Source organism: Pseudarthrobacter sp. RHLT3-21 (assembly GCF_059383495.1).
Genome location: NZ_JBWZCI010000010.1, coordinates 41244 through 63139, shown reverse-complemented (window position 1 = coordinate 63139; position 21896 = coordinate 41244). Strand labels below are relative to the sequence as shown.

The following is a 21896-nucleotide window of genomic DNA, read 5'->3' as shown; positions in this document are numbered from 1 at the left end:
ATATCCGTCAGGGCACCAGGCAAGCGGGCGGAGGGAGCGGACATGGCAGATGAAGCGTTCCGGCGCCCACCGGACTCCGCACCCTTTGCCCTGGTCCGCCTCCTGCAGGACTTCACGCTGGAGGCCAACCGCTACGTGGACACCGCCGGCGGCCGCAACGACATGCACCGCACGGACCTCAATGCGCTCGCCGTGATCATGCGTCACACCGCCAAGGGCCTAGTGGTCACGCCGGGCATCCTGCGCAAGGAACTCAACCTCAGCTCGCCCGCCACCACCGCCCTCATCGACAGGCTGGACCAGTCCGGCCACGTGGTCAGGGAGCGTCTCGGCCCGGACCGGCGGCAGGTCCAGCTCCGCATGACACCCAAGGCGTTCCAGGACGGCAGCGCCATGTTCATGCCGCTTTCGCGCCACATGGGTGCCGCCATGGCGGACTTCTCCCCCGCCGAACTGGAGCTCGTCACTCGGTTTATGACCGCCATGATGGACGCCACCGTCGCGGCCCGTGAGGAAGCGTCCCACGGCGGCCCTGCCTCCCCCGCCCCGCCCAAGTAGGTCGCACTAACTGTCGTTATGGGCGCTCATAACGACAGTTCGTGCGACCTACTTTGGGGAAGGTTCCGTCCGTTTTTCGCTCCGGAGGGGTAGCGTTTCATTATGAGTACGCAGCAGCCTGACGACGACGATGTGTACACGCACGGCCACCACGAGTCGGTGGTCCGCGCCCACGCCTCCAGGACCGCGGAGAACTCCGCGGCCTTTGTCATTCCCCACCTCACGCCCGGGGTTTCAGTGCTCGACGTCGGCTGCGGCCCTGGGAGCATCACCTGCGATTTCGCGGGGCTGGTGTCGCCCGGAAAGGTCACCGGCCTGGACCGGTCACCGGACATCATCGCCCAGGCCACGGCACTGGCAGCCGAGCGCGGCGTGGCCAATGCCGAGTTCCTGGCCGGCAACATCTACGACCTCGACTTCGAGGACGAAACGTTCGACGTCGTCCATGCCCACCAGGTGCTCCAGCACCTCACCGACCCGGTGGAAGCGTTGCGCGAGATGCGCCGGGTGGCGAAGCCGGGCGGCATTGTGGCAGTGCGCGACGCTGATTTCCACGGCATGAGCTGGTACCCCGCCATCCCTGAGCTGGACGAATGGATGGACCTGTACCAGAGGATCGCCCGCCGCAACGGAGCCGAGCCCGACGCCGGCCGCCGGCTCGTGTCCTGGGTCCAGTCCGCAGGCTTCGGCGACGTGGCCCCCACCAGCAGCAACTGGCTGTATGCCACCGGGCAGCAACGGAGATGGCAGGCCCGGGTCTGGGGTGAGCGGGTGCTGCACTCGGCCTTCGCGGAGCAGGCCCTTGAATACGGCTTCGCAAATCCAGCGGACCTGGCCCGGATTTCGGCAGGCTGGCACCGCTGGGGATCCACCGACGACGGCTGGTTCCTGATCCCGAACGGCGAGGTCATCGCCCGGGCGTAGGAGCATGGGCCGCCGTTGTCCACATACGGCAATTGCCCTGTTCCGGCGGCAGCAAGCCGCAAATAGCCTCGAACCATGATCATTCAAGCAGGCTTCGACCTCCAGATTCTTGTCCGCCCGCTCATTGTTCAGGAGGGAAGGGTCCTCCCCAAACTTGTGGTGATCGGCCTCGATGCCGACATGCAGCTGGACGGCATCAACGTCGTCAGTGACGAGTTTGCAGGATCATTGGAACCGCATCACGATGCGATTCTGGACTGGATGGATCTCGACTGGACCAGATATTTTGCTATTGCCCATGCAGGAATCTGGCCTGAAAACGACTACTACTCCGAGTCTCCGATCCTCCAAGAGACCAAAACGTTGAAAGCAGCTGCAGCTCAGCGCGGGCTCCGAATGATCGGGCATCTTGGCCTCGACGAAACCGGGTATATGTCTGACGGGCCACACTCGTACTTCGACCAGTACGGACTCAGCGAGGATCTCCCACCCACCATGTCCCACTGGGTGAATGCAAAGTACGGCAAGTGTGCCAACATGCCCGAAACTCAATGAGACCTTTAGTTTGAAGACGAGGTTGAGATGCGAACTAAAGTATTTGCTGGTCCCACCCACCGCGTGGCCATTCCAGCGACCACCTTGATGACGGCACTAAACTTGGCAGGTGCAATTCTCCCTTTGGCTCGCCCTCGCGGGCGCCGGTGTCCTGGTCAGTTTCACGCCGGGCGCCGGTGCCATCAACACCATGAGCAACTCGCTGACGTCCGGGTTCCGCCGCTCCATCTGGGGCATCCTTGGCCAGCAGGCAGCCCTGGTTGTCCACGTAGTGATCGTGGCGTTGGGCGTTGGCGTCCTGGTGGCAAGCTCTCCGGTGGCCTTCAACGTGATCCGCTATGCCGGAGCCGCCTACCTGGTGTACCTGGGCATCCGCCAGTTCCTGAGCAAACCGGAGCCGGACCAGGAACAGGCCGCCGCCCTCCGGAACGAGCCTGCCTGGTCAATGTTCCGGCGCGGCCTGTGGGTCAACCTGCTCAATCCGAAGGCGATCGTTTTCTTCCTCGCGTTTATGCCACAGTTCATCCGCCCGGAACAGCCGCTCCTGCCGCAGTACCTTGTGCTCACGGCTACCGTGGTGGTCATCGACATCCTGGTCATGTGGTTCTTCTTCGCCTTTGCCGCCAAGTCCTTCCAGCGCTTCACGCACAACGCCCGCGGCCAAAAGATCCTTAGCCGGATCTTCGGAGTGCTCTTTGTGGCGGTGGGCATTCTCCTTGCGCTGATCCACTAGCCTGATCCACCGGGCCTGACCTACTGGGCCTGATCCGCCAGGAAGCACTGCTCACCTCACCTGTCTGACATTTTTGCCCGGCACATGGTCACGAAGTGGCCACCTGCCGGACATCAATGCCACGATCAATAAATGCTTGAGGCAACCAAATCCCCCACATCGACAGAATCCGGCACTGATCACGCCCCGGTACCCACCAACCCGGCGCTGGCCGCCGAAGCGAAAATCGCGCGGCTTGCCGTCACGATCTTCCCGGCGCTGGTGGTTGTGGCAGGCGTCGCCGGCTTCCTTATGCCGGCAGCGTTCCAGCCGCTGGGGCCCAGCGTCCCCTACCTGCTGGGCATCATCATGTTCTGCATGGGCCTGACCCTGACCCCGCCGGATTTTGCCTCGGTGGCGAAGCGCCCATGGGCAGTGGTTCTGGGCATCGTGGCGCACTATGTGATCATGCCCAGCGCTGGATGGCTGATTGCCGTGGCGCTCCAGCTTTCGCCGGAGCTTGCCGTAGGCCTGATCCTGGTGGGCTGCGCACCATCCGGCACAGCCTCCAACGTGATGGCATTCCTGGCCAAGGGGGACGTGGCGCTGTCCGTAGCCGTGGCCTCGGTATCCACCCTGATCGCACCGGTGGTTACGCCGCTGCTGGTCCTCTTCCTGGCCGGATCGTTCCTGGAAATCGACGCCGGGAGCATGGTTCTGGACATCGTCAAGACGGTGCTCCTGCCTGTCATCGCCGGGTTGCTGGCGCGGCTGTTCTTCAAGAACCTCATCGCCAAGCTGCTGCCGGTACTTCCCTGGGCATCCGCCGTCGTAATTTCCTTCATTGTTGCGATTGTGGTGGCGGGCAGCGCCTCCAAGATCGTGGCCGCAGGCGGCATTGTGTTCCTCGCAGTGGTTCTCCACAACGGCTTCGGCCTGGGCCTGGGCTACCTGGCCGGCAAACTGGGCCGGCTGGACGACAAGGCACGCAGGGCCCTCGCCTTCGAAGTCGGCATGCAGAACTCCGGTCTGGCCGCCACGCTGGCCACCGCGCATTTCACCCCGCTGGCCGCACTGCCGTCCGCTGTTTTCTCGCTCTGGCACAATATCTCCGGCGCAATTGTGGCAGCGTGGCTGGCGCGGCGCCCGCTGCGGGACGACTAGCAAGGCCTCTTTTGAAGGCTGCCGAACCGACGCATTTTTGACTCGTTCGGTCAAATTTCTTACGGGCCTGTCACGCCATGTGAATTTCCAGCTGGCCAGGAATGTCCCGGGTCCCGCATGCTTAGCTCCATGAATTCATGGTCGAGCCCATACCGGATCATCACTGTGTGCACAGGAAATATCTGCCGGTCACCGATGGCCGAGATGATGCTGGCTGCGGCTTTCCAAGCCGACGGCCTGGGCTCAGATGTGACAGTGGATTCAGCGGGAACTACCGGTTATGAGGCAGGGCGGCCCATCGATCCGCACGCCGCCCGCCGGCTTGCGGCAACGCGCCTGAGCTCAGAGCACCATGTTGCCCGCGCCTGGCAGGCCGCGTGGTTCCGCGAGCGCGATCTCATCCTGGCCCTGGACGTTGACCACTACGCCTGGCTCCGAGACGCCGCGCCGGACGCGGTCTCAATGAACAAGGTCCGTATGCTCCGCAGCTTCGACCGCGCCGTTGCCGGCAGCGACTTGCTGGACCAGGGCATCGAGGATCCCTGGTACGGGGGCCATGCCGATTTTGACGCCGCCTGGGAGCAGATCCGCGGCGCCGTGCCCGGCATCGTCGCGCATGTCCGCACCGTCCTCGGCCAGGCGCCGCCGCGTCAGCAGCTGATGCACCAGCAGGTACGCTCTATTTCATGACCCCCGCACCTGTGATCATCGCCATTGACGGGCGATCCGGCGCAGGCAAAACCACTCTGGCCATCGAACTTGCCGCGCTGCTGCGGAACCATCACAAAGTCGCACTTTTCCACCTTGAGGACATCTACCCGGGCTGGAACGGCCTCACCGCTGGCATCGAGCGCTACGTTTCCACCGTGCTCACGCCGTTGAGCCGCGCCGAGCCCGCCACCTGGACCAGCTGGGACTGGGACAGGCATTACGACGGCGACACGCGGGTCACGCTGCCCGCCGAGATCGTGATCATTGAGGGAGTAGGGGCGGCCGCCGCCGACGCCAGACCCCTGCTCAGCGCTGTCATCTGGGCCGACTCTCCGGACGACATCCGCCGGAAGCGGGCGTTGGACCGCGACGGCGGGACGTATGAGCCGTTTTGGGACCAGTGGGCTGAGCAGGAAGACGCGTGGCTCGCCGCCGACGACGTCCCCCGCAAAGCCGACATCCGCGTACTGAATAATGCCGACGGTTCCGCCACCGCCGACCTCATGCAGGCCCTCGCCTACTTGCCTGCCCTCGCCCCGGCGCTTGTTCCCGAGCTCGCCGCCCGCCGCGGCCTCAGGCTGCGCGCTGAACGGCTGGACGCCAGGCCGGACGCCGCCGCCCTCTTCGAGGACCTCTATGGCGGCTCAGCGAACTCCGTCTGGCTGGACTCCTCCAACGCAGGCTCCTCCAACGCAGAAATCGCCAGCTCAGGCTCCTCCGACGCGGCCGCCGGCGCACCCGCCAAAACACCCGCCGGGCCGCCCCCGGAGCCGTCGCCCGCGCAGGCGCCAGGCGCCGAGCGAAGCCGCTTCAGCATCCTAGCGGACGACGGCGGGACGTACGGCCAGGCGGTCACGCACCGGTCCGGCGAAAGCGTCATCACGGCAGGCTCCGCCACGGCGCGCGTGCCGGGACCGTTTTTCCGCTGGCTGGACACAGTCTGGGGACGCAGGGCGGTCCGCACGCCACACGGCTACCCGGGCGACTTCACTCTGGGCTGGCTGGGCTGCCTGGGCTATGAGCTCAAGCGCGAAACCGGCGGAACGGACGTGGCGGCGCCGACTCCCGACGCGGCCCTGATCTTCGCGGGCCGAGCCGTCGTTTTGGACCACGTTGAAGGAACGGCCTGGCTCCTTGCCCTGGAAGCGCCCGACGCCGACATCTGGCTGACCGACGCCCGTGCCGCCGTCGCCGCGGCAACCCACAGCACGCCAAGCTTCGGCTCACAAACCATCGGTGAGACAACCACGCACGCCGGCGCTAGCAACGGCGTCGTACGTCCCGTTGGGCCCGCGTTCAGCAGCCGCGACACGGAGCCCTCCTACCTGGCCAAAATCGCGGCCGCCCAGCACGAAATCCGTGAGGGGAACTCGTACGAGGTGTGCCTGACCACCACGCTCACGGCCCGCCTGCCTGCCGCCGAGGCGGCCCCCTGGCCCACGTACCTCGCGCTGCGGCGGAAGAATCCGGCACCGTTCGCCAGCTACCTGCGGTTTGGCGGGCTGACGGTGGCCAGCACGTCGCCGGAGCGGTTCCTGAGGATAACGTCCGACGGCGGCATGCGCGCCGAACCGATCAAGGGCACCCGCCGCCGGGGTGCTGATCCGGAGCGTGACAGGCAGCTGCGGGAGGACCTGGCGGCCTCGCTGAAGGACCGGGCGGAGAACATCATGATTGTGGACCTGCTGCGGAACGATCTCAGCCACTTCGCGGAGCCCGGATCGGTGACGGTCAGCAGGCTGTGCGAGATCGAAAGCTACGCCACCGTGCACCAGATGGTCAGCACCATCGACGCGCGGCTCCAGCCCGGCTCGCCGCGGGCCGAGGCGGTGGCCGCATGCTTCCCGGCCGGCTCCATGACCGGCGCCCCGAAAATCAGCACCATGGCAATCCTGGACCGGCTGGAGGAAGGCCCCCGCGGCCTGTATTCCGGCGCGATCGGCTATTTTTCCCTCAACGGGGCCACGGACCTGGCGGTGGCGATCCGTACTCTGGTGACCACGGTGGAGGCCGTGGACGGCAGCGAAGAAGCGGCGACGGCGAAACTCACCCTCGGCGTCGGCGGAGCCATCACTGCCGACTCGGTACCTGACGAGGAGTACGACGAAATCCGCGTGAAGGCGCACGGTGTGCTTTCCGCGCTGGGTGCGGACTTTCCTGGCGGCTAGGCAGGCCTGATGACGGCGACGGCTTCCCGCCGTAGGTGACCAGCGCACCGGTCAGGGCAATGGCCGGCGCTGCTGCGAGGATGGCCAGGACAGGATTGACCCAGTCCGGAACCGTGTCATACAGGTGGTTGCATCTGTTATGCAGCGGGAAGTGCAGGGTCCCGTCGCGCTCATGTCGAAGGCCGTAGTTGTTGTCCAGCTCCTGGCCAGCGGCCGCACATGTTCCATCGAGGTCCTGGGTAGAAGCGGAGACCTGGATGAGGGTGACCGTGGTCAGCAGGTTGAAGGACACTACGGTCATCCGAAACCAGAAACGCGCTGTTTTGGTCTGTGGCATATCTGTCAGCTCGGCGCTGTCTACAGACAGGCGGGATGCGTTCGCTGATGGTCGGGTCCAGATTCATGAACCAGTTCTCCAAGAGTAGCCGCCCTCTCCGCGGCGCTCCAGTCCGGATCGGCACAATTTTTGGGCAAGATCCGTTTGAGGCACGATCGTGGCGGCCCGGCTGATCCGCGCAATCAGTCGCATACGCCGGGACTGGCGGCCTTACTGGACGGTAGCCGTCAGCCGGGCAACGTTGTCGATGTACCGGGCCGCGAGGGGGCGTTGCAGCCAGTCCTCAAGCATAAGTTCGTTGGAAATGTCGCGGTACGTGTCTTCGACCGCGCGCATGTTGTTCACGATTTCCGCGCCGAGCAGCATCACCGAGACCTCCATGTTCAGCGAGAAGGAGCGCATGTCCATGTTGCTGGAGCCCAGGACGGCCACTTCGTCGTCGATGGTGAAGTGTTTGGCGTGGAGCACAAAGGGCGCCTTGTAGAGGTAGATCCGGACGCCGGCCTCCAGCAGCGCCTCGTAATAGGACCGCTGGGCGTGGTGGACCAGGAACTGATCGCCCTTTTCGGAGACGAACAGCTCCACGTCCACGCCCCGCTGGGCCGCTGTGGTGATGGCGTAAAGCAGGGAATCATCGGGAACAAAATACGGGCTGCAGATGGAGATCCGGTGCTGGGCGGAGTAGATCAGGGTGTTGAAGAGGCGTAGGTTGTTTTCGGTAATGAACCCGGGACCGCTGGGCACCACCTGGGCCGTGACGTTGCTCGGTTCGGGGTTGGCCGGAAGCTGCAGCTGGTGTTCCAGGGACTCGTCGGTTTCGCTCAGCCAGTCCGTAGCGAACACAACGTTGAACGTAGTGACGATCGGTCCGCGCAGGCAGGCCATCAGTTCCACCCATTCGCGCCCGGCCTTGCGGTGTTTGGGGTTGTTGTAGGACGGCTCGATCAGGTTCTGCGAGCCTGTGAACGCGAGTTCGCCGTCGATCACCATGATCTTACGGTGGTTGCGGAGGTCCGGGCGGCGCCACTGGCCGTGCGTCGGCAACAGCGGGAGCATACGCTTCCACTGGATTTTCCCGGCCCGCAACCGTTTGAGGAAGTTGCGGTAACCCTTGACCCGAAGTGTGCCGATGTGGTCGAACAGCACTCTGACTTCCACTCCGCGCTCGGCGGCCTCTTCCAGGGCGGTCAGCAGGTCATCGGTGACGTAGTCCGTGCTCATGATGTAAAACTCGGCGTTAACGAACCTCTTGGCTTTGCGCACGGCTTCGGTCATCGCCAGGATCGAGTCCGGATAGCCGGGAATGAGATCCACCGAATTGCCGTCCACCATGGGGAGGGAGCCGAGCCGCCGGTTCAATTCCCCGGCCGACTTCACCCATTCGGGCCCAGGGTATTCACTGACGACGTCGGCGAGCGCCGAGATGCCGGACCGTACCCGGGTGTTGATGATCTCCTGCTGCTGCCGGCGGCGGCTGGAGAGCTTGAAGTTTCCGAACAGCAGGAACAGAATCAGGCCCAGGAACGGCACAAAGAAGATGCCCAGCAGCCAGGCCATAGCCGTGGTGGGGCGCCTGTTGCCGGGGATGATGCCGATGGCCAGGACCCGGATCACCAGGTCTGCAATGCTGAGCACCACCACCAGCCACGTTGGTGCGGTACCGGCAAGCGAAATTGGCCACAGCACTGGAATACCCCCGGATTGCGCGCACCCGCGGACCGGTTCCGGCGGGGCAATGACCACAGCTTAGCCGCGGCGGGCCCCACTAAGCTGGAGCCATGACTTCTCCTGCGCCCGTGGTGCTCGTTTTCCTTGACCCCGCGTTCCCGGACGGCCGGCCCTCCGACGCTTCGCAGCCCCAGCTGATGGCCACGGATCAGGGCGCCACCCGCGGCGACGGTGTGTTCGAATCCATGCTCGCGGTGGGCGGCGCAGTCCGGAAGCTGCAGGCGCATCTGGACCGGCTGGGCGGGTCGGCCCAGGCCCTTGACCTGGTGATCCCGGCCCAGGATTCGTGGCGGGCCGCCATCGCAACGGGCGTGGCGGAACACCGCACGCAGCACCCCGCGCCGTCGCCCGCCGAGGACGAGCTGGTGGTGAAACTCGTGGTCACCCGCGGCCCTGAAGGCGCAGAGTCCCCCACATGCTGGGTTCAGGTCTCCCCGGTGGGCGCCCTCGGACGCCGCCAGCGCGAAACAGGGATCGATGTCATCCTCCTGGACCGCGGCTACGACAGCGACGTGGCTGAGCGTGCCCCGTGGCTGCTGCTCGGCGCCAAGACCCTGTCCTATGCCACGAACATGGCCGCCCTGCGGTACGCCCACAAACAGGGCGCCGACGACGTCATCTTCACCTCCTCCGACGGCCGGGTCCTGGAAGGCCCCACGTCCACTGTGCTGCTGGCACATCTGGAAACCTCCGACGACGGCGCCGGCGCCACCCGCACGGTGCGCCGGCTCATCACGCCGCAGCTGGACAGCGGGATCCTCCCCGGAACCTCCCAGGGTGCCCTGTTCGCGGCGGCCAAGGCAGCCGGCTGGGAGCTCGGCTACGGGCCGCTGGAACCGCAGGACCTGCTGGACGCGGACGCCGTGTGGCTGATTTCCAGCATCAGGCTGCTCGCACCGGTGAACCACATTGACGGCAAGGACGTGGGGACGCCTGCCCTGCAGAAACAGCTGACGGCCGAACTCAACGCATTGTTTGCCGGGATCCAGTAGGTTTTCGGGATTCGGCTGGGAGGCCCTACGCCATGGTGGTTCGCAGTGCAGGGATTCTGCTGTACCGGCGGGGAGCGGGCGGGCTGCAAGTGTGGATAGCGCACATGGGCGGACCGTTCTGGGCTCGTAAACAAACCCAGTCCTGGTCGGTTCCCAAGGGCGAGTACCTTCCCGGCGAGGAACCCCTGGTGGCCGCGGTGCGGGAGTTTGCCGAAGAGATCGGCACGCCGCCGCCAGCTGTTGACTATTTCGAGCTGGGTGTCTTCAGGCAACCGTCGGGAAAGATCATCACGGTGTTCACGGCGGAGTCTGACTTCCAGCCCGAACGGATTGTGAGCAACACGTTTCCGCTGGAGTGGCCCAGAGGATCCGGCATCATCCACGACTTTCCCGAGGTGGACGATGCCCGGTGGGTGACGGAAACCGATGCCCGCGGCAAGCTGGTCAAGGGCCAGCTTCCGGTCCTGGACGCCCTGGTGGAGCACGTCGAGCTGCCCTAATTGAACTGCCCAAGAGCCGGGCCGGGCACTGACGTGTGAAACTACCCTGTTGCTCCGCCCCTGTTGATCCGCCGCCGAGGTCCGTAAGGTTTGGTGCATGGACTCTCACGCGCAGCCGACCAATAAATTGACGTTTGACGAATGCTGGGAATTGCTTGCCGAGGACACCGTGGGGCGCTTGGCCCTTGTAGTGGACGGCCATCCGGAGATCTTTCCCGTCAACTACGTCCTGGACCGCAGGAGTATCGTCTTCCGCAGCGCCGGCGGCACCAAACTGTGGGGTGCCAAGGCGGACCGGCCAGCCGCACTGGAGATCGATGGATACGATCCCCGCACGGAGGTGGCCTGGAGTGTGGTGGTGCGCGGAGACACCGAAGAGATCGAGGACCAGGCCGACAAGGACGCCGTCGACGCCCTGCTCCTGGAGCCTTGGCAGCCCGGACCCAAGGACTACTACATCCGGTTGACCCCGCTCGCCCTGACCGGCCGCCGCTTCCAGGTCACCAAGCCCGACATCTGGAACACCCGGTTGTCGGACCGCCGTCGTGCCTCCTTCGAGTAGCGCGGGAGACCTTGTGGAGAGCGAAGCCCCGGCTCCGCTCGTCCAGGGGGTCCGGATCCGGCTGCTGCGGCGTAGCGACGCAGCCCGCCTGAGCGAGGCCTACCTCCGGAACCGCCAGCACCTCGCGGCTTGGGAACCGGACCGGGACGAAGCCTTCTTCACTCCCCGGCATCAACTGGACATCATCCGGGCCAAGCTCGCCCAGCATTCCGTGGGCCAGGAGGTTCCGTGGGTGCTGGTGGACGACGGGGATCATGGTTACATCGTCGGCGCAGTCACGCTCACCGGCATCGTCCGTGGGCCGTTCCTCAACGCCAACCTCGGGTACTGGGTTGATTCCACCCTCAACCGGCGGGGCATCGGATCTGCTGCGGTCCGCTTCGCCACGGACCATGCCCGGACAGACCTGGGCCTCCACCGGGTCCAGGCGGCAACGCTGCTCCACAATGAGCCCTCCCGCAGGATCCTCAGGCGGGCCGGCTTTCAGGAAATCGGCGTGGCACCGCAGTACCTGAAGATCGCCGGCCGCTGGCAGGACCACCTGCTCCACCAACGGCTGCTCCACGGCTGACGTCATCGCAGCCGAATCCACAGCGCCCGGCGCAGTTCGGCGGCATTCGCGGTCGCCTAAGCTGGCCCCCGGCACTCCTCAAACCGCAATCGAAAGGCACACCATGAGCAACGACGCTCACATCCCCGTCATCCTGGGCGGCGCACGCACGCCTTTCGGCAAGTTCCGCGGCGGCCTCTCCGGGCTCACCTCCAGCGAACTGGGTGCCCACGCCATCCGGAACGCACTGGAACGGTCCGGGGTGGCGCCGGAACAGATCCAGGCCGTCATCGTGGGCCAGGTTATCCAGGCGGGCGCTGGCCAGGGACCCGCCCGGCAGGCCAGTCTTGCCGCCGGCATCGGCTGGGATGTGCCCACCGTAACCATCAACAAACTGTGCCTGTCCGGCCTGACTGCCGTGATCGATGCCGCCCGGATGGTCCGCGCCGGCGAGGCTGATTTCATTGTGGCGGCCGGCCAGGAATCCATGACCAACGCCCCGCACCTGCTGCCCCGGCTTCGCGGCGGCGTGGCGATCGGCGATGCGCCGCTGCTGGATTCCCTGAACTTTGACGGCCTGCAGGACCCCGTCTCAGGCGAACTGATGGGGTCCGCCACCGACGCCGGGAACGCCCGTCTGGGCATCAGCCGCGAGGACCAGGACGCCGTCGCCGCCCTCTCCCACCAGCGGGCGGAGGCCGCCCGGGCGGCCGGCATTCTGGCTGAAGAGATCGCTCCGGTGGAGGTCCCGCAGCGCCGGGGACCCGCCGTCGTGATTGATGCCGACGAGGGCATCCGCGCCGGAACCACCGTCGAGACGCTCGCGGCCCTGAAGCCGGCCTTCTCCAAGGACCCGGCCGCAACGATCACCGCCGGTTCTGCCTCCCCGCTGTCCGACGGCGCGGCCGCCGTTGTGGTGGCCAGCAAGTCAGCAGCGGAAGCGGCCGGCCTCAGCTGGATCGCGGAGATCGGCAGCCATGGCCAGACTGCCGGACCGGACGGTTCCCTGCATTCCCAGCCGTCCCGAGCCATTGAGCGGGCCCTGAAACTTGAAGGGCTGACCATTGACGACGTGGACCTGATTGAGATCAACGAAGCCTTCGCCTCGGTGGTGCTGCAGTCCGCCAAAGACCTGGGGATCGACGCGGACAGGATCAACGCCGAAGGCGGCGCCATCGCCTTGGGCCACCCGGTGGGCGCATCCGGGGCCCGACTGGTCCTGCATCAGGCACTGGCGCTGAACCGGCGCGGCGGCGGCACAGGCGTGGTTGCCTTGTGCGGCGGCGGTGGCCAGGGCGACGCCCTGATCCTCAAAGCCTGACCCACACCCCTCCTCCAAAGCAACGCGGGGTCATTTAACGCCCATGCGGAGGCCTTGGACGGGCGCTAAGTGACCCCGCGTTGCTGTCAACCACTCCACCAGCCGGACAGGACACCATGAACACTTCACCTACCGCCGAAGAGGGTTTGGGGACCATCTCCGTTGCCGCAATCCTGGCTGAATCAGCCGCCCGCTTCCCGGACTCCGCGGCCCTCGTGGTGGGCGAGGAGCGGGTGACCTACAGCGAACTCTGGGAACAGACGCGCGCGTATGCCGGTGCGTTGCGGGACCGTGGCGTGGGGCACGCCAGCCGGGTGGCCCTGCTGATGCCCAATGTGGCTGATTTCGCCCGGGTCTACTACGCGGTCCTCGCGCTGGGCGGCGTGGTGGTGCCGTTGCATGCGCTGCTGAAGGGCAGTGAGATCGAGTACATGCTGCGCGACAGCGGCGCGCAGCTGCTCGTCTGCGCCGGACCGCTCCTTGAGGAAGGTGCCAAAGGCGCCGCGGCCGCGGGCATCGACGTCGTCACCGTCCTGGTGCCGGAGGGGACCGAAGGCGCCGCCCGGCTGGAGACCGAAGCGGCAGGAGCCGAGCCCATCAGCACCTGGCTGCCGCTGCCGCCCTTCGAGACGGCCACGATTCTGTACACATCCGGGACCACCGGCCAGCCCAAGGGCGCCTTGGGCAGCCACTTCGCCCTTGTGGAACAGACCAATACGCTGCTGACCAGCACGTTTGACCTCCGCCGCGGTGACGTCATCTTCGGCGGACTGCCGATGTTCCACACCTTCGGCCAGACGTGCGTCCTCAACACCGGGCTGCGGGCGGGGGCCACCATCGTGATGCTGCCCAAGTTCAGCGGGGACGCAGCCCTGGATGCCCTCGCCCGGCACAACATCAACGTCTTCTTCGGCGTGCCCACCATGTACATCGCCATGCTCGAAGCTGCCCGCACCAACACCGGCCGGTCCAACGCCCTGCGCTACTGCATCTCGGGCGGCGCGTCGCTGCCGGTGGCGGTGATGGACAGGTTCAAGGCGGAATTCGGCTCGGACATTTACGAAGGCTACGGCCTGACCGAGACGTCCCCGGTTGCCACCTTCAATCATGTAGGCAAAGCGCCGCAGCCCGGAACGGTGGGCCAGGCCATTTGGGGAGTCCAGGTGGAGATCGCCCGCGCGGACGTCCCAGATGCCATCGAACTGCTGCCCACGGGCGAGTTAGGCGAGCTGGTGGTCCGGGGGCACAACCTCTTCACGGGCTACCTCAACCGACCCGAAGCCACCGCCGAGGCTGTGGTGGACGGCTGGTTCCGGACCGGCGACCTGGGCACCAAGGATGGAGACGGCTACCTCCGGATCCTGGACCGGAAGAAGGAGATGATCATCCGGAACGGCTTCAACGTCTACCCGCGCGAGGTGGAGGAAGTCCTCAGCCGGCACGAGGCTGTCCTGAGCGTTGCCGTCTATGGCGTCCCCGACGAAACGCACGGGCAGGAGGTGGCGGCCGCCGTCGTCCTCAATCCGGGCAGCAGCGCCACCATTGATGAGCTGCGGGACTTCGCCGCGGCGGAATTGGCGGCCTATAAGTATCCGCGGATCATCACCCTGGTCACCGAATTCCCCACCGGTCCCAGCGGCAAGGTCCTCAAGCGCGAACTCACCGCCCGGTACAGCGCCGCCGATACTCCAACAGGGTGATCAGGTGGGAATGATGCGGAACAGGAAGCGCGTCCGGACCATGACCCACAGGAGCCCCAGGATCACGACGTAGGCGGCCGTATTGAGAAGGATGTCGCCCTGCTGCAGGGCCGGGATATTGGCGACCACGGCGATGAGGACGACGTGGATAACAAAGACGTAGAGCGTGGCCCGGCCCAGCGGGATGAGGAACCATCCGAGGGCACGCTCGGCAGGCTTCCAGTAGGCCGTGAGGAACGCATAGGCCGCTACCACCAGGACCAGGACGTTCAGCAGCCGTCCCGGCGCCAGGTACGTGCGGGCAAAGAAGGAGTCGTACATGGTCCGGTACAGGGAATCCGGGATGACGGCCAGCCGGAGGTCAAACCCGTTGGCAAGGTAGGGGTTGCCCCACGACAGGAACGCGAAAACCATGGCAGCCCCGCAGCAGGCTGCCACCGCCCAAGTGTGCGCCGAGAGCCACACGACGATTTTCCGCCGGTGGAAACCAGCCACCAGGCCGATCACAAAAAGCACCTGCCACACCAGCAGCGGAAACGAATCCTCGAACTGCGAAGGCAGCAGCCGGGTCCGGGTTGCTGTGCCCACTGCGTAGACGCCCAGGGTTGCCGCCAGCACCCACAGAGTCCAGCCGCGGTTCAGGGCGGCGAGGATCAGCGGGCTGACCAGCAGCAGGACAACGTACAGGCCCATCACATTGAACTGCCACGGCCCGAACTGCAGGAGCAGGATGGCCGGAAGGACCTGGGGCGGTACGGGGAACTGAAAGAGCGATTCCATGCCGGCATACAGGTTGTAGGTCCGGCCGGCCGCAGCATGGCCAGCCCCACCTGTTCCCTGGTCGGTGTAGGTGGTGAGGGGATCCGTCTGGAAGATGGGTAACAGGGAAACCAGGAAAATGCCCACCAGTACCACTAAAGCGGTGACATAGAGCTTGCCCGCCCGCCGCGACGTCAGGTCCACCACCGTGCCGAAGTCGTCCTTGACCCGCGGCCCGTAGACCATACCCACCACCAGACCGGAGAACAGCACAAACAGCTCCGCGCCCGAGACGAAACCCACCGTTTCCTGGGTCAGGAGCTGGAAGAGGGACGTCAGGCCCAGATGGTTCACCACCACAAACACGATGGCTGCCCCGCGCAGCAGGTCCACGCGGGAATCCCGGTTTGACGGGTCGTTGTAACCCCAGGCAGCCACGGCCGTCACCCTCCGCGGGACCTGCCACAGGGCGATGAGGAGGATGAGCAGGGCCGCGCCCACGCTCCAGGCGGCCGCGCCGGTCAGGGTGTTGGCCTGGGCGTACTCCTGGCCGGAGACGATTTCAGTGACCGGACCCGTGACGAGGCCGGACGCGTTCAACCGGGCACGTGCGGCTGCAGACAAATCGGCGTTTCCCGTGATGGTCCAGTCGATGCTGGCCACGCCGGTGTCCCGGGTGCTGGTCCGTTCGTCCCAGACCACGGCAGCGGTCTTGCCGAACCGCCCGGACGTCGCCGCTTCGAGCGTCTGATCCCACCAGGCCCGTTTGATGTCGGCCTCCGCGGCGCCGCCGGCAGCGGGGCTGTAGAAGGCTGCGGTCTGCAGGAGGAACGGCTTGTCCCGTTGCTCCACGTACGTGGCGTAGAAGTCCTCGTTGCCGGCTCCGGTCAGCATCCCAGCCAGTTCCCCGGGGGCAGCCACGGTATTGACGGCGGCCGTACCGGCGGTGTCGTCATGGTAGGCGGACAGCCCCACCCATTCCACGGCATCGTCCCCGGGATAGTAGGGCGCATAGGCCCCGTCGGTGCCGTCCCAGGTGCCGTCGCCGTTGGTGTCCAACAGGGCAAAGCCGTCGCTGCCGGCAGCGGGGGCATTGCGGTTCCGGCCAAAGGGGTAGTCCCGCCCAAGGTAGGGTTCCCACACCATCACGGTGCCGGCGTCGTTCGTTTCCTTAAACTCCGCAGCCACTGCCCTAAAGGCGGACCGGTAGGCTGCCGGCTGTTGCCCCCAGTCAAGCCAGCTCCCGTTCATGTCCGGGGCGAAGCGGACCAGCACCTGGCCCCGGAAGCCCACCAAAATCCTGGTGATCTCGGCGGCAAAAGACCGGGCCGCGGCGTCATCAATCTGCTCCAGCGGAACTGTGGGTTTGACGGTGAGCATGGCATGGGAGCCCAAGGCCGCAGCTTGGTCCAGGAACTGCCGGATAGCGGTGGATTCCGAGGACCGGAAGGGGATGGAAATGTCATGACCCAACAGGGCCGGCGTCGCTCCCAGCCGCTCGGCAAAGCTGGCCGCCGAATCCTCGCCCCATTCAAGGACCGCGCCCAGCAGCGGCTTTTCCGGCTCCGGAGCTGTGCTGGCGGCGCGGGCGGTACCGGCGGTAAGTCCCATCGCCAGCACAGCCAGCAGGACGGCGAGCAGGAGCACGGCGGCGGCCCGCAGCCGGGTCCGCCCGGCAGAGCCGGCATGGCTGGCATTGTGGGTCGGTGCAGTGGCTGTTGGCATACTGGTGTAATCCCCCAAGAACGGCTGCTTCAAAGACGGTGGCCGGTGCCTCTGCCAACTCTATCTGCCTCAGCCTTTGGTCCGGATCAGCCCTGCTTAGTCTCAGGTCCAAGCACCACCAGCGGCGCCACCCGTTCCGCACACGAAACCCGGACCAGTTCCGGCGGCCCGTGCGCCACCCTGTTGTTCACTCCGGTATCGTCGCACCAGTCCAAGCCATATGGGTAGGCGGAAACAGCGACATTCCCGGCCGCCCACCCGGCCGGAACCGTGAATACAAAAGTGAACGCGCCGTCGTCGGACATGGGAGCCAGTTCCTCCAGCAACGCGATGCCGGCCGCGTCCGTGACCGTCACTTGGACCCGTGAGTCGGCGCCGTAGCGGGCATCGCAGGTGGCGTCTGGGGCACTGACGGTGACCTGGTCGCCGGGTTTCGCGGCGGCAGGCGAGACGGAAAACTCAGGTGGCATGCAGGGCGGCGGCGCGAAAATGTTCCGGCAGCTTGTCGCCCCCACCAGTACCGGCATGGCACACAGCCCCACGGCCAAAACGCGCGCCCAGGCGCCCGTCAGCGAAGGCCCCCGAATTTTCCCATGACCCGATTGTCCCGTCAGCGCCGGGGTTACGGAAGCACGGCGGGGTTACGGAAGCACGCGTTGGTTACGGAAGATGACGACGGCGGCGGTGCGGCGGGGCGGGGCGAGTGTTACGTTTTTGGGGAGTAATGAGAACCGGCGCCAAGCCCTGACTGGCCGGTCGGCAACCCTCCCTTTCGCGGCGGGGTGCCTCAGGTGAATACTCGGCATATCGACCCACTCGAGCTGCAAGCGTGAAAGAAGGAGTTCCGTCGTGTCTGACGCACCCGCCCCTGAAGAGAAACTGTCGTACCGGCTTGTCACCGGGCCGGATGACAGGTCTTTCTGTGAACGGATTTCCACTGCCCTGGCCGAAGGGTATGTCCTGCACGGCAGCCCGGCCGCAACGTTCAACGGAGGCGTTGTGATTGTTGCGCAGGCACTCATCCTCCCGTCGGCCATCGCCACCGCTGACGCCGCCGTCGCCTCCGCCGTGGAAGACCTCGATTTCGACGGCGAGGGCCACGCGTGAGCTACGCCGGCGACCTCACGCCACAGGAGGCTTGGGCCAAACTCGAGCAGGGCGCCATTCTGGTGGACGTCCGCACCGAAGGCGAATGGGCCCACATCGGTATCCCTGACACCAAGGCCACCGAAAACGATCCCCTGTTCATCCCGTGGACGTTCCCCGGCGGCATCCCCAACCCGGATTTCCTTAGCGACCTGACGCAGCAGGCGCCGGAGGACGACGGCACGGAACTGGTATTCCTCTGCCGCTCGGGCCAGCGCTCTGCAGCCGCCGCCATCGCCGCGACGCAGGCCGGTTTCACCTCCTACAACGTCCTGGAGGGTTTCGAGGGCGAGCCGGACCGCTACGGCGAGCGCACTGTCAACGGCTGGAAAAACCGCGGCCTGCCCACCAACCTGGGAATAGCCAAGTGACCTTCAACGAAGACGCCGCCGGCTGGAGCGCCGAGACGCAGGCGGTCCGCGGAGGGCTGGACCGCACCAACTTCCAGGAAACCACCGAGCCGGTCTTCCTGAACTCGGGCTTCGTCTACGAGTCCGCTGCCGCCGCCGAGCGTGCCTTCACCGGCGAGGACGAACGCTTCGTTTACTCCCGGTACGGCAACCCGTCCGTGGCCACTTTCCAGGAACGCCTCCGCCTGCTCGAAGGCACCGAGGCGTGCTTTGCGACGGCGTCGGGCATGTCAGCGGTCTTCACCGCCCTGGGTGCCCTGCTGGCTGCCGGGGACCGGGTGGTTGCCGCGCGCTCACTGTTCGGCTCCTGCTTTGTGATCCTGAACGAGATCCTGCCGCGCTGGGGCGTGGAAACCGTGTTTGTTGACGGCCCGGACCTCGAGCAGTGGGCTGCTGCACTGTCGGAGCCCACCACCGCAGTGTTCTTCGAATCGCCGTCCAACCCGATGCAGGAAATCGTGGACATCGCCGCGGTCAGCGAGCTGGCGCACGCCGCCGGGGCCACCGTCGTCGTCGACAATGTCTTTGCCACTCCGCTGCTGCAGCGCTGCGGCCAGCTGGGCGCGGACGTGATTGTGTACTCCGGCACCAAGCACATCGACGGCCAGGGACGCGTCCTGGGCGGCGCCATCCTGGGCACCAAGGAGTTCATTGACGGTCCGGTCAAGCAACTCATGCGGCACACCGGCCCGGCGCTCTCCGCGTTCAACGCCTGGGTGCTCACCAAGGGCCTGGAGACCATGGCGCTGCGTGTGAACCATTCCTCCGCCTCTGCGCTGCGGCTGGCCCAATGGCTTGAACAGCAGCCGGCCGTCAGCTGGGTCAAGTACCCGCTGCTCAAGTCACACCCTCAGTACCAGCTCGCCGCCAAGCAGATGAAGGCCGGCGGCACCGTCCTCACACTGGAACTTGCGACGACGGCTGACCGCTCGGGCAAGGACGCCGCCTTTGCGCTGTTGGACGCCTTGCGGATCATCGACATCTCCAACAACCTGGGCGACGCCAAGTCCCTCATCACGCATCCGGCCACCACCACGCACCGCGCCATGGGTCCCGAGGGCCGCGCCGCCATCGGGCTCAGCGACGGTGTGGTGCGGCTGTCGGTGGGCCTGGAGGACGTGGAGGACCTCATCGGTGACCTGGAACAGGCGCTCAAGCGGATCTAGCCTCCTGCCACGATACGCACAGTGATTTCGACGAGTCCGACACCACCGCATTGATGAAAGCCAGGCGGGAACACGTTGACGGCTCGTGTGTACAAGCGTAGCTTCGGGGCCATACGCACCTTGTCCTCCGACAGTGCGGCCGCTCAGACAAGAAGAGTCAGCCATGGGCAGGAACCATCCGTATCGTCATGCCGGCGCGGTCGTCGTCGCAGGAACGCTTGTCTGGGGAATCGGTATTTCCCCAGTGCCGCGTGTCTACACGACGACGGATCCTGCAGCACGATTGGACATGCTGCAGCGCTCCCGACGGATCTGGGTCACGGGGCAGTTCCTGACCGCAGCCGGCACTGCAGCCGTGCCCTTCGGCTTCGCGGCGTTCGCGCAGGCGCTTCGGCCCGGCCTCTCGAAAAAGCTGCCGGCGGCTGCCGCGACGGCCTTGCTCGTCGGCGCGCCCTTGTTCATTGCCACGGTCGCAGGCCGCGCCTCAGACCTCGAGCGGTTCGCTTACCGGCGCGGCCCTGCCTGGCCGTTTCTGGTCTTCTCCAGTCTCCATGTTGCTGCGCTGGGCGCGCTCGGAACTGCCCTGCTTCGCACGCCCGTGAATCGGTGGGTGGGGGTGACCGCCGCCGCAAGCGCCCCCGTATTCGGTGCGATTCTTATGGCCAAGAAGGACATACCGCCCTTCGTGTTCTATCTGGTGGAGCAGGCCGTCGGCATTTACCTGTGCTTCCACAAAGAATCAATTGACCTGTCCGGAGGTCCGGAGCAGATCTAGGCGCCGCTTCAGTTCGCGGCAGTTGATCTCGCGCGCACTCGCGCACTGCCGTGAAGTGCCATCTCGGCGAGGTGCGTCAGGACTGGCGCACCCGCAGCAGCACCGGCACAGCTTTCGGTCCGGCATCGCTGTCGGGGTCAGCGTCGGCGTCGGTGTCCGCACCGTCAGCACCGCCAGACCCGCGCATGGTGGTCCGCACGGCGTGCGCGACGACGGCACCCAGCCCGCCGTCGTCGCACCCTGTTTCCTCCATTGCCGCATCCCGCACCTGGCGCTGCAGCTCCGAGCCGGTCCCCTGCGCCAGGATGTCCCGGACGCCGTTCCGGACCAGGTCCAGCTCCTCCTGTTCGGCCAGCACGGGCTCAAGGTAATCCACCAGCGCTTCCACAACTTCCTCCGCCGGTGCCGGCCGGAAGCTGCCGAAGTCCAGTAGGTGGCCGCGCAGCCCGCAGTTGCTGGCCTGCCAGGCGGCCATGCGCAACAGGACCGTGGGAACGGGAGCGGGTTCCACGCCTTCCCGCCACTCCCGGCTGGCCGATTCCACCAAGGCCCGGACCAGCACGCCAATCAGTGCCGCATCCTCGGCCCGCAGACAGACATCGGCCACGCGGACTTCGACGGTGGGGTGGTTCCGGGACAGGCGCGCATCGAAGTAGATCATGCCCTCGTCCAGCAGCACCCCGCTGTCCAGCAGCCGTGTCACCACCCGCCGGTACGTGGACAGGGTGGTGAAAATAGCGGACGGACCCGACGTCGGCCAGCGGTTCCATGCCTGCGTCCGGTAGCTCTCGAACCCGGTTTCAACGCCGTTCCAGAATGGGGAGTTTGCGCTGATGGCCGTGAGAACTGCCAGCTTGTCCCGGATCCTGTCCAGGACGGCGACGCCCTCTTCCGGAGATTCAATGTAGGTGTGGACGTGGAAGCCGCACGTCAGCTGTTCGTGGACGGTCAGTCCGAAGCGTTCCTGCATGGTCGCATACCGCGGGTTCGGGGTGGTGTGGCTGGTGGATGTCATGGGCGATGTTGCCAAGGCAGCCACCCGGGCGCCGTGCTTCCGCGCAGCCTGATCCGCCAGGACGCGGCCCCGCCGGATTTGCCGGAGCAGTTCCTCGTACTCCAGGCACGGACGGGTCTGGGTCTCGATCTGCTCAAGCTTCAGCTCGGCACTCAGGCCTGTTTCGACGTCGTCGTCCGGTTTATCCTGCGCGTCCGGCAGCCGCGGCTTGTCCGGGGAGTCATCCGCGGCAAGCTCGCGGCTGGCGAGCAGGGCATCAGCCAGAGCAAGCGGCTCCCCCGTCCCGGGGTCCACTATCAGAAGCTCTTCCTCCACACCGAAAGTGCGCATGTTTACATTGTGCGTCAGTCCAGGGCGTTGTGGTGCAGAAAAGACGAAGCAACGCAACAGCAACGCGGGGTCACTTCGAGCCCATGAA

The 21896-nt window shown here is 65.9% G+C and carries 21 protein-coding genes and 1 riboswitch; of the genes, 17 read left to right on the top strand and 4 right to left on the bottom strand.

Annotation, left to right across the window (positions count from 1 at the left end; translation table 11 throughout):
* Positions 1–42: 42 nt before the first annotated feature.
* The 7 genes from AC50YA_RS12760 to AC50YA_RS12730 all read left to right on the top strand — a co-directional run bounded on the left by AC50YA_RS12760 (position 43) and on the right by AC50YA_RS12730 (position 6792).
* Complete coding sequence (locus AC50YA_RS12760) at positions 43–558, top strand: MarR family winged helix-turn-helix transcriptional regulator (RefSeq protein ID WP_494982640.1); 516 nt, start codon at positions 43–45, stop codon at positions 556–558.
* Positions 559–660: 102 nt separating this feature from the next.
* Positions 661–1482 (top strand): methyltransferase domain-containing protein, encoded by an 822-nt coding sequence (locus AC50YA_RS12755; RefSeq protein WP_252568627.1) that lies wholly within the window; start codon positions 661–663, stop codon positions 1480–1482.
* A 75-nt stretch (positions 1483–1557) separates the two neighbouring features.
* On the top strand, positions 1558–2037 hold the full coding sequence (locus AC50YA_RS12750; protein ID WP_494982639.1) for a hypothetical protein: 480 nt from the start codon (positions 1558–1560) through the stop codon (positions 2035–2037).
* A 109-nt stretch (positions 2038–2146) separates the two neighbouring features.
* Complete coding sequence (locus AC50YA_RS12745; protein WP_494982638.1) at positions 2147–2770, top strand: LysE family transporter; 624 nt, start codon at positions 2147–2149, stop codon at positions 2768–2770.
* Positions 2771–2902: 132 nt separating this feature from the next.
* On the top strand, positions 2903–3913 hold the full coding sequence (locus tag AC50YA_RS12740; protein ID WP_494982637.1) for a bile acid:sodium symporter family protein: 1011 nt from the start codon (positions 2903–2905) through the stop codon (positions 3911–3913).
* Between the two features lie 129 nt (positions 3914–4042).
* On the top strand, positions 4043–4603 hold the full coding sequence (locus AC50YA_RS12735; RefSeq protein ID WP_494982636.1) for a low molecular weight protein-tyrosine-phosphatase: 561 nt from the start codon (positions 4043–4045) through the stop codon (positions 4601–4603).
* The gene (locus AC50YA_RS12730; RefSeq protein ID WP_494982635.1) at positions 4600–6792 is read left to right on the top strand and encodes a chorismate-binding protein; all 2193 of its coding nucleotides are present in this window, start codon (positions 4600–4602) and stop codon (positions 6790–6792) included. Before AC50YA_RS12735 ends, AC50YA_RS12730 begins: the two co-directional genes overlap by 4 nt.
* 547 nt (positions 6793–7339) lie before the next feature.
* Here AC50YA_RS12730 and cls read toward each other — a convergent pair.
* On the bottom strand, positions 7340–8815 hold the full coding sequence (gene cls / locus AC50YA_RS12725; RefSeq protein ID WP_494982634.1) for a cardiolipin synthase: 1476 nt from the start codon (positions 8813–8815) through the stop codon (positions 7340–7342).
* Between the two features lie 92 nt (positions 8816–8907).
* On the opposite strand from cls, the gene AC50YA_RS12720 reads away from it, so the two are divergent.
* From AC50YA_RS12720 to AC50YA_RS12695, 6 genes are all read left to right on the top strand, one after another.
* Entirely contained in the window at positions 8908–9849 is a 942-nt protein-coding gene (locus tag AC50YA_RS12720) for an aminodeoxychorismate lyase (RefSeq protein ID WP_494982633.1), read from the top strand.
* A gap of 32 nt (positions 9850–9881) precedes the next feature.
* Positions 9882–10349 (top strand): NUDIX hydrolase, encoded by a 468-nt coding sequence (locus AC50YA_RS12715; RefSeq protein WP_494982632.1) that lies wholly within the window; start codon positions 9882–9884, stop codon positions 10347–10349.
* Between the two features lie 97 nt (positions 10350–10446).
* Positions 10447–10911, top strand: coding sequence for a pyridoxamine 5'-phosphate oxidase family protein (locus AC50YA_RS12710; protein WP_494982631.1), 465 nt, complete (start codon positions 10447–10449; stop codon positions 10909–10911).
* 13 nt (positions 10912–10924) lie between these two features.
* Positions 10925–11482 (top strand): GNAT family N-acetyltransferase, encoded by a 558-nt coding sequence (locus AC50YA_RS12705; RefSeq protein WP_494982630.1) that lies wholly within the window; start codon positions 10925–10927, stop codon positions 11480–11482.
* Positions 11483–11585: 103 nt separating this feature from the next.
* Positions 11586–12782 (top strand): acetyl-CoA C-acetyltransferase, encoded by a 1197-nt coding sequence (locus tag AC50YA_RS12700; protein WP_494982629.1) that lies wholly within the window; start codon positions 11586–11588, stop codon positions 12780–12782.
* Between the two features lie 116 nt (positions 12783–12898).
* Positions 12899–14482: a long-chain-fatty-acid--CoA ligase gene (locus AC50YA_RS12695; RefSeq protein WP_494982628.1), complete on the top strand. Its 1584-nt coding sequence runs from the start codon at positions 12899–12901 to the stop codon at positions 14480–14482.
* Here the strand turns inward: AC50YA_RS12695 and opgC are convergent, their stop codons facing one another.
* Positions 14483–16966: an OpgC domain-containing protein gene (gene opgC, locus AC50YA_RS12690; RefSeq protein ID WP_494982627.1), complete on the bottom strand. Its 2484-nt coding sequence runs from the start codon at positions 16964–16966 to the stop codon at positions 14483–14485. It abuts the gene before it with no gap.
* An 86-nt stretch (positions 16967–17052) separates the two neighbouring features.
* On the bottom strand, positions 17053–17436 hold the full coding sequence (locus AC50YA_RS12685; protein ID WP_494982626.1) for a hypothetical protein: 384 nt from the start codon (positions 17434–17436) through the stop codon (positions 17053–17055).
* Positions 17437–17686: 250 nt separating this feature from the next.
* Positions 17687–17802: riboswitch (SAM riboswitch) on the top strand.
* 13 nt (positions 17803–17815) lie between these two features.
* Between AC50YA_RS12685 and AC50YA_RS12680 the strand changes: the two genes are divergently transcribed.
* From AC50YA_RS12680 to AC50YA_RS12665, 4 genes are all read left to right on the top strand, one after another.
* Positions 17816–18073 (top strand): DUF1737 domain-containing protein, encoded by a 258-nt coding sequence (locus tag AC50YA_RS12680; protein ID WP_494982625.1) that lies wholly within the window; start codon positions 17816–17818, stop codon positions 18071–18073.
* On the top strand, positions 18070–18483 hold the full coding sequence (locus AC50YA_RS12675; protein ID WP_494982624.1) for a rhodanese-like domain-containing protein: 414 nt from the start codon (positions 18070–18072) through the stop codon (positions 18481–18483). Before AC50YA_RS12680 ends, AC50YA_RS12675 begins: the two co-directional genes overlap by 4 nt.
* On the top strand, positions 18480–19688 hold the full coding sequence (locus AC50YA_RS12670) for an O-succinylhomoserine sulfhydrylase (RefSeq protein ID WP_494982623.1): 1209 nt from the start codon (positions 18480–18482) through the stop codon (positions 19686–19688). Before AC50YA_RS12675 ends, AC50YA_RS12670 begins: the two co-directional genes overlap by 4 nt.
* Before the next feature lie 163 nt (positions 19689–19851).
* Positions 19852–20463 carry a hypothetical protein gene (locus AC50YA_RS12665; protein WP_494982622.1) on the top strand — a complete coding sequence of 204 codons (612 nt, stop codon included), beginning with the start codon at positions 19852–19854 and terminating at the stop codon, positions 20461–20463.
* Positions 20464–20539: 76 nt separating this feature from the next.
* Here the strand turns inward: AC50YA_RS12665 and AC50YA_RS12660 are convergent, their stop codons facing one another.
* A complete protein-coding gene (locus tag AC50YA_RS12660) occupies positions 20540–21808 on the bottom strand; it encodes a glutamate--cysteine ligase 2 (RefSeq protein WP_494982621.1) in 1269 nt (422 codons plus the stop codon).
* Positions 21809–21896 lie beyond the last annotated feature (88 nt).

Excerpts from the sequence above, each read along its gene's own strand:
- AC50YA_RS12740 (WP_494982637.1), top strand. The coding sequence starts at position 2,903 with ATGCTTGAGGCAACCAAATCCCCCACATCGACAGAATCCGGCACTGAT.
- AC50YA_RS12695 (WP_494982628.1), top strand. The coding sequence starts at position 12,899 with ATGAACACTTCACCTACCGCCGAAGAGGGTTTGGGGACCATCTCCGTT.
- AC50YA_RS12700 (WP_494982629.1), top strand. The coding sequence starts at position 11,586 with ATGAGCAACGACGCTCACATCCCCGTCATCCTGGGCGGCGCACGCACG.
- AC50YA_RS12720 (WP_494982633.1), top strand. The coding sequence starts at position 8,908 with ATGACTTCTCCTGCGCCCGTGGTGCTCGTTTTCCTTGACCCCGCGTTC.
- AC50YA_RS12755 (WP_252568627.1), top strand. The coding sequence starts at position 661 with ATGAGTACGCAGCAGCCTGACGACGACGATGTGTACACGCACGGCCAC.
- AC50YA_RS12730 (WP_494982635.1), top strand. The coding sequence starts at position 4,600 with ATGACCCCCGCACCTGTGATCATCGCCATTGACGGGCGATCCGGCGCA.
- AC50YA_RS12760 (WP_494982640.1), top strand. The coding sequence starts at position 43 with ATGGCAGATGAAGCGTTCCGGCGCCCACCGGACTCCGCACCCTTTGCC.
- opgC (WP_494982627.1), bottom strand. The coding sequence starts at position 16,966 with ATGCCAACAGCCACTGCACCGACCCACAATGCCAGCCATGCCGGCTCT.
- AC50YA_RS12735 (WP_494982636.1), top strand. The coding sequence starts at position 4,043 with ATGAATTCATGGTCGAGCCCATACCGGATCATCACTGTGTGCACAGGA.
- AC50YA_RS12665 (WP_494982622.1), top strand. The coding sequence starts at position 19,852 with ATGGGCAGGAACCATCCGTATCGTCATGCCGGCGCGGTCGTCGTCGCA.
- AC50YA_RS12660 (WP_494982621.1), bottom strand. The coding sequence starts at position 21,808 with ATGCGCACTTTCGGTGTGGAGGAAGAGCTTCTGATAGTGGACCCCGGG.
- AC50YA_RS12715 (WP_494982632.1), top strand. The coding sequence starts at position 9,882 with ATGGTGGTTCGCAGTGCAGGGATTCTGCTGTACCGGCGGGGAGCGGGC.
- AC50YA_RS12750 (WP_494982639.1), top strand. The coding sequence starts at position 1,558 with ATGATCATTCAAGCAGGCTTCGACCTCCAGATTCTTGTCCGCCCGCTC.
- AC50YA_RS12710 (WP_494982631.1), top strand. The coding sequence starts at position 10,447 with ATGGACTCTCACGCGCAGCCGACCAATAAATTGACGTTTGACGAATGC.
- AC50YA_RS12685 (WP_494982626.1), bottom strand. The coding sequence starts at position 17,436 with ATGCCACCTGAGTTTTCCGTCTCGCCTGCCGCCGCGAAACCCGGCGAC.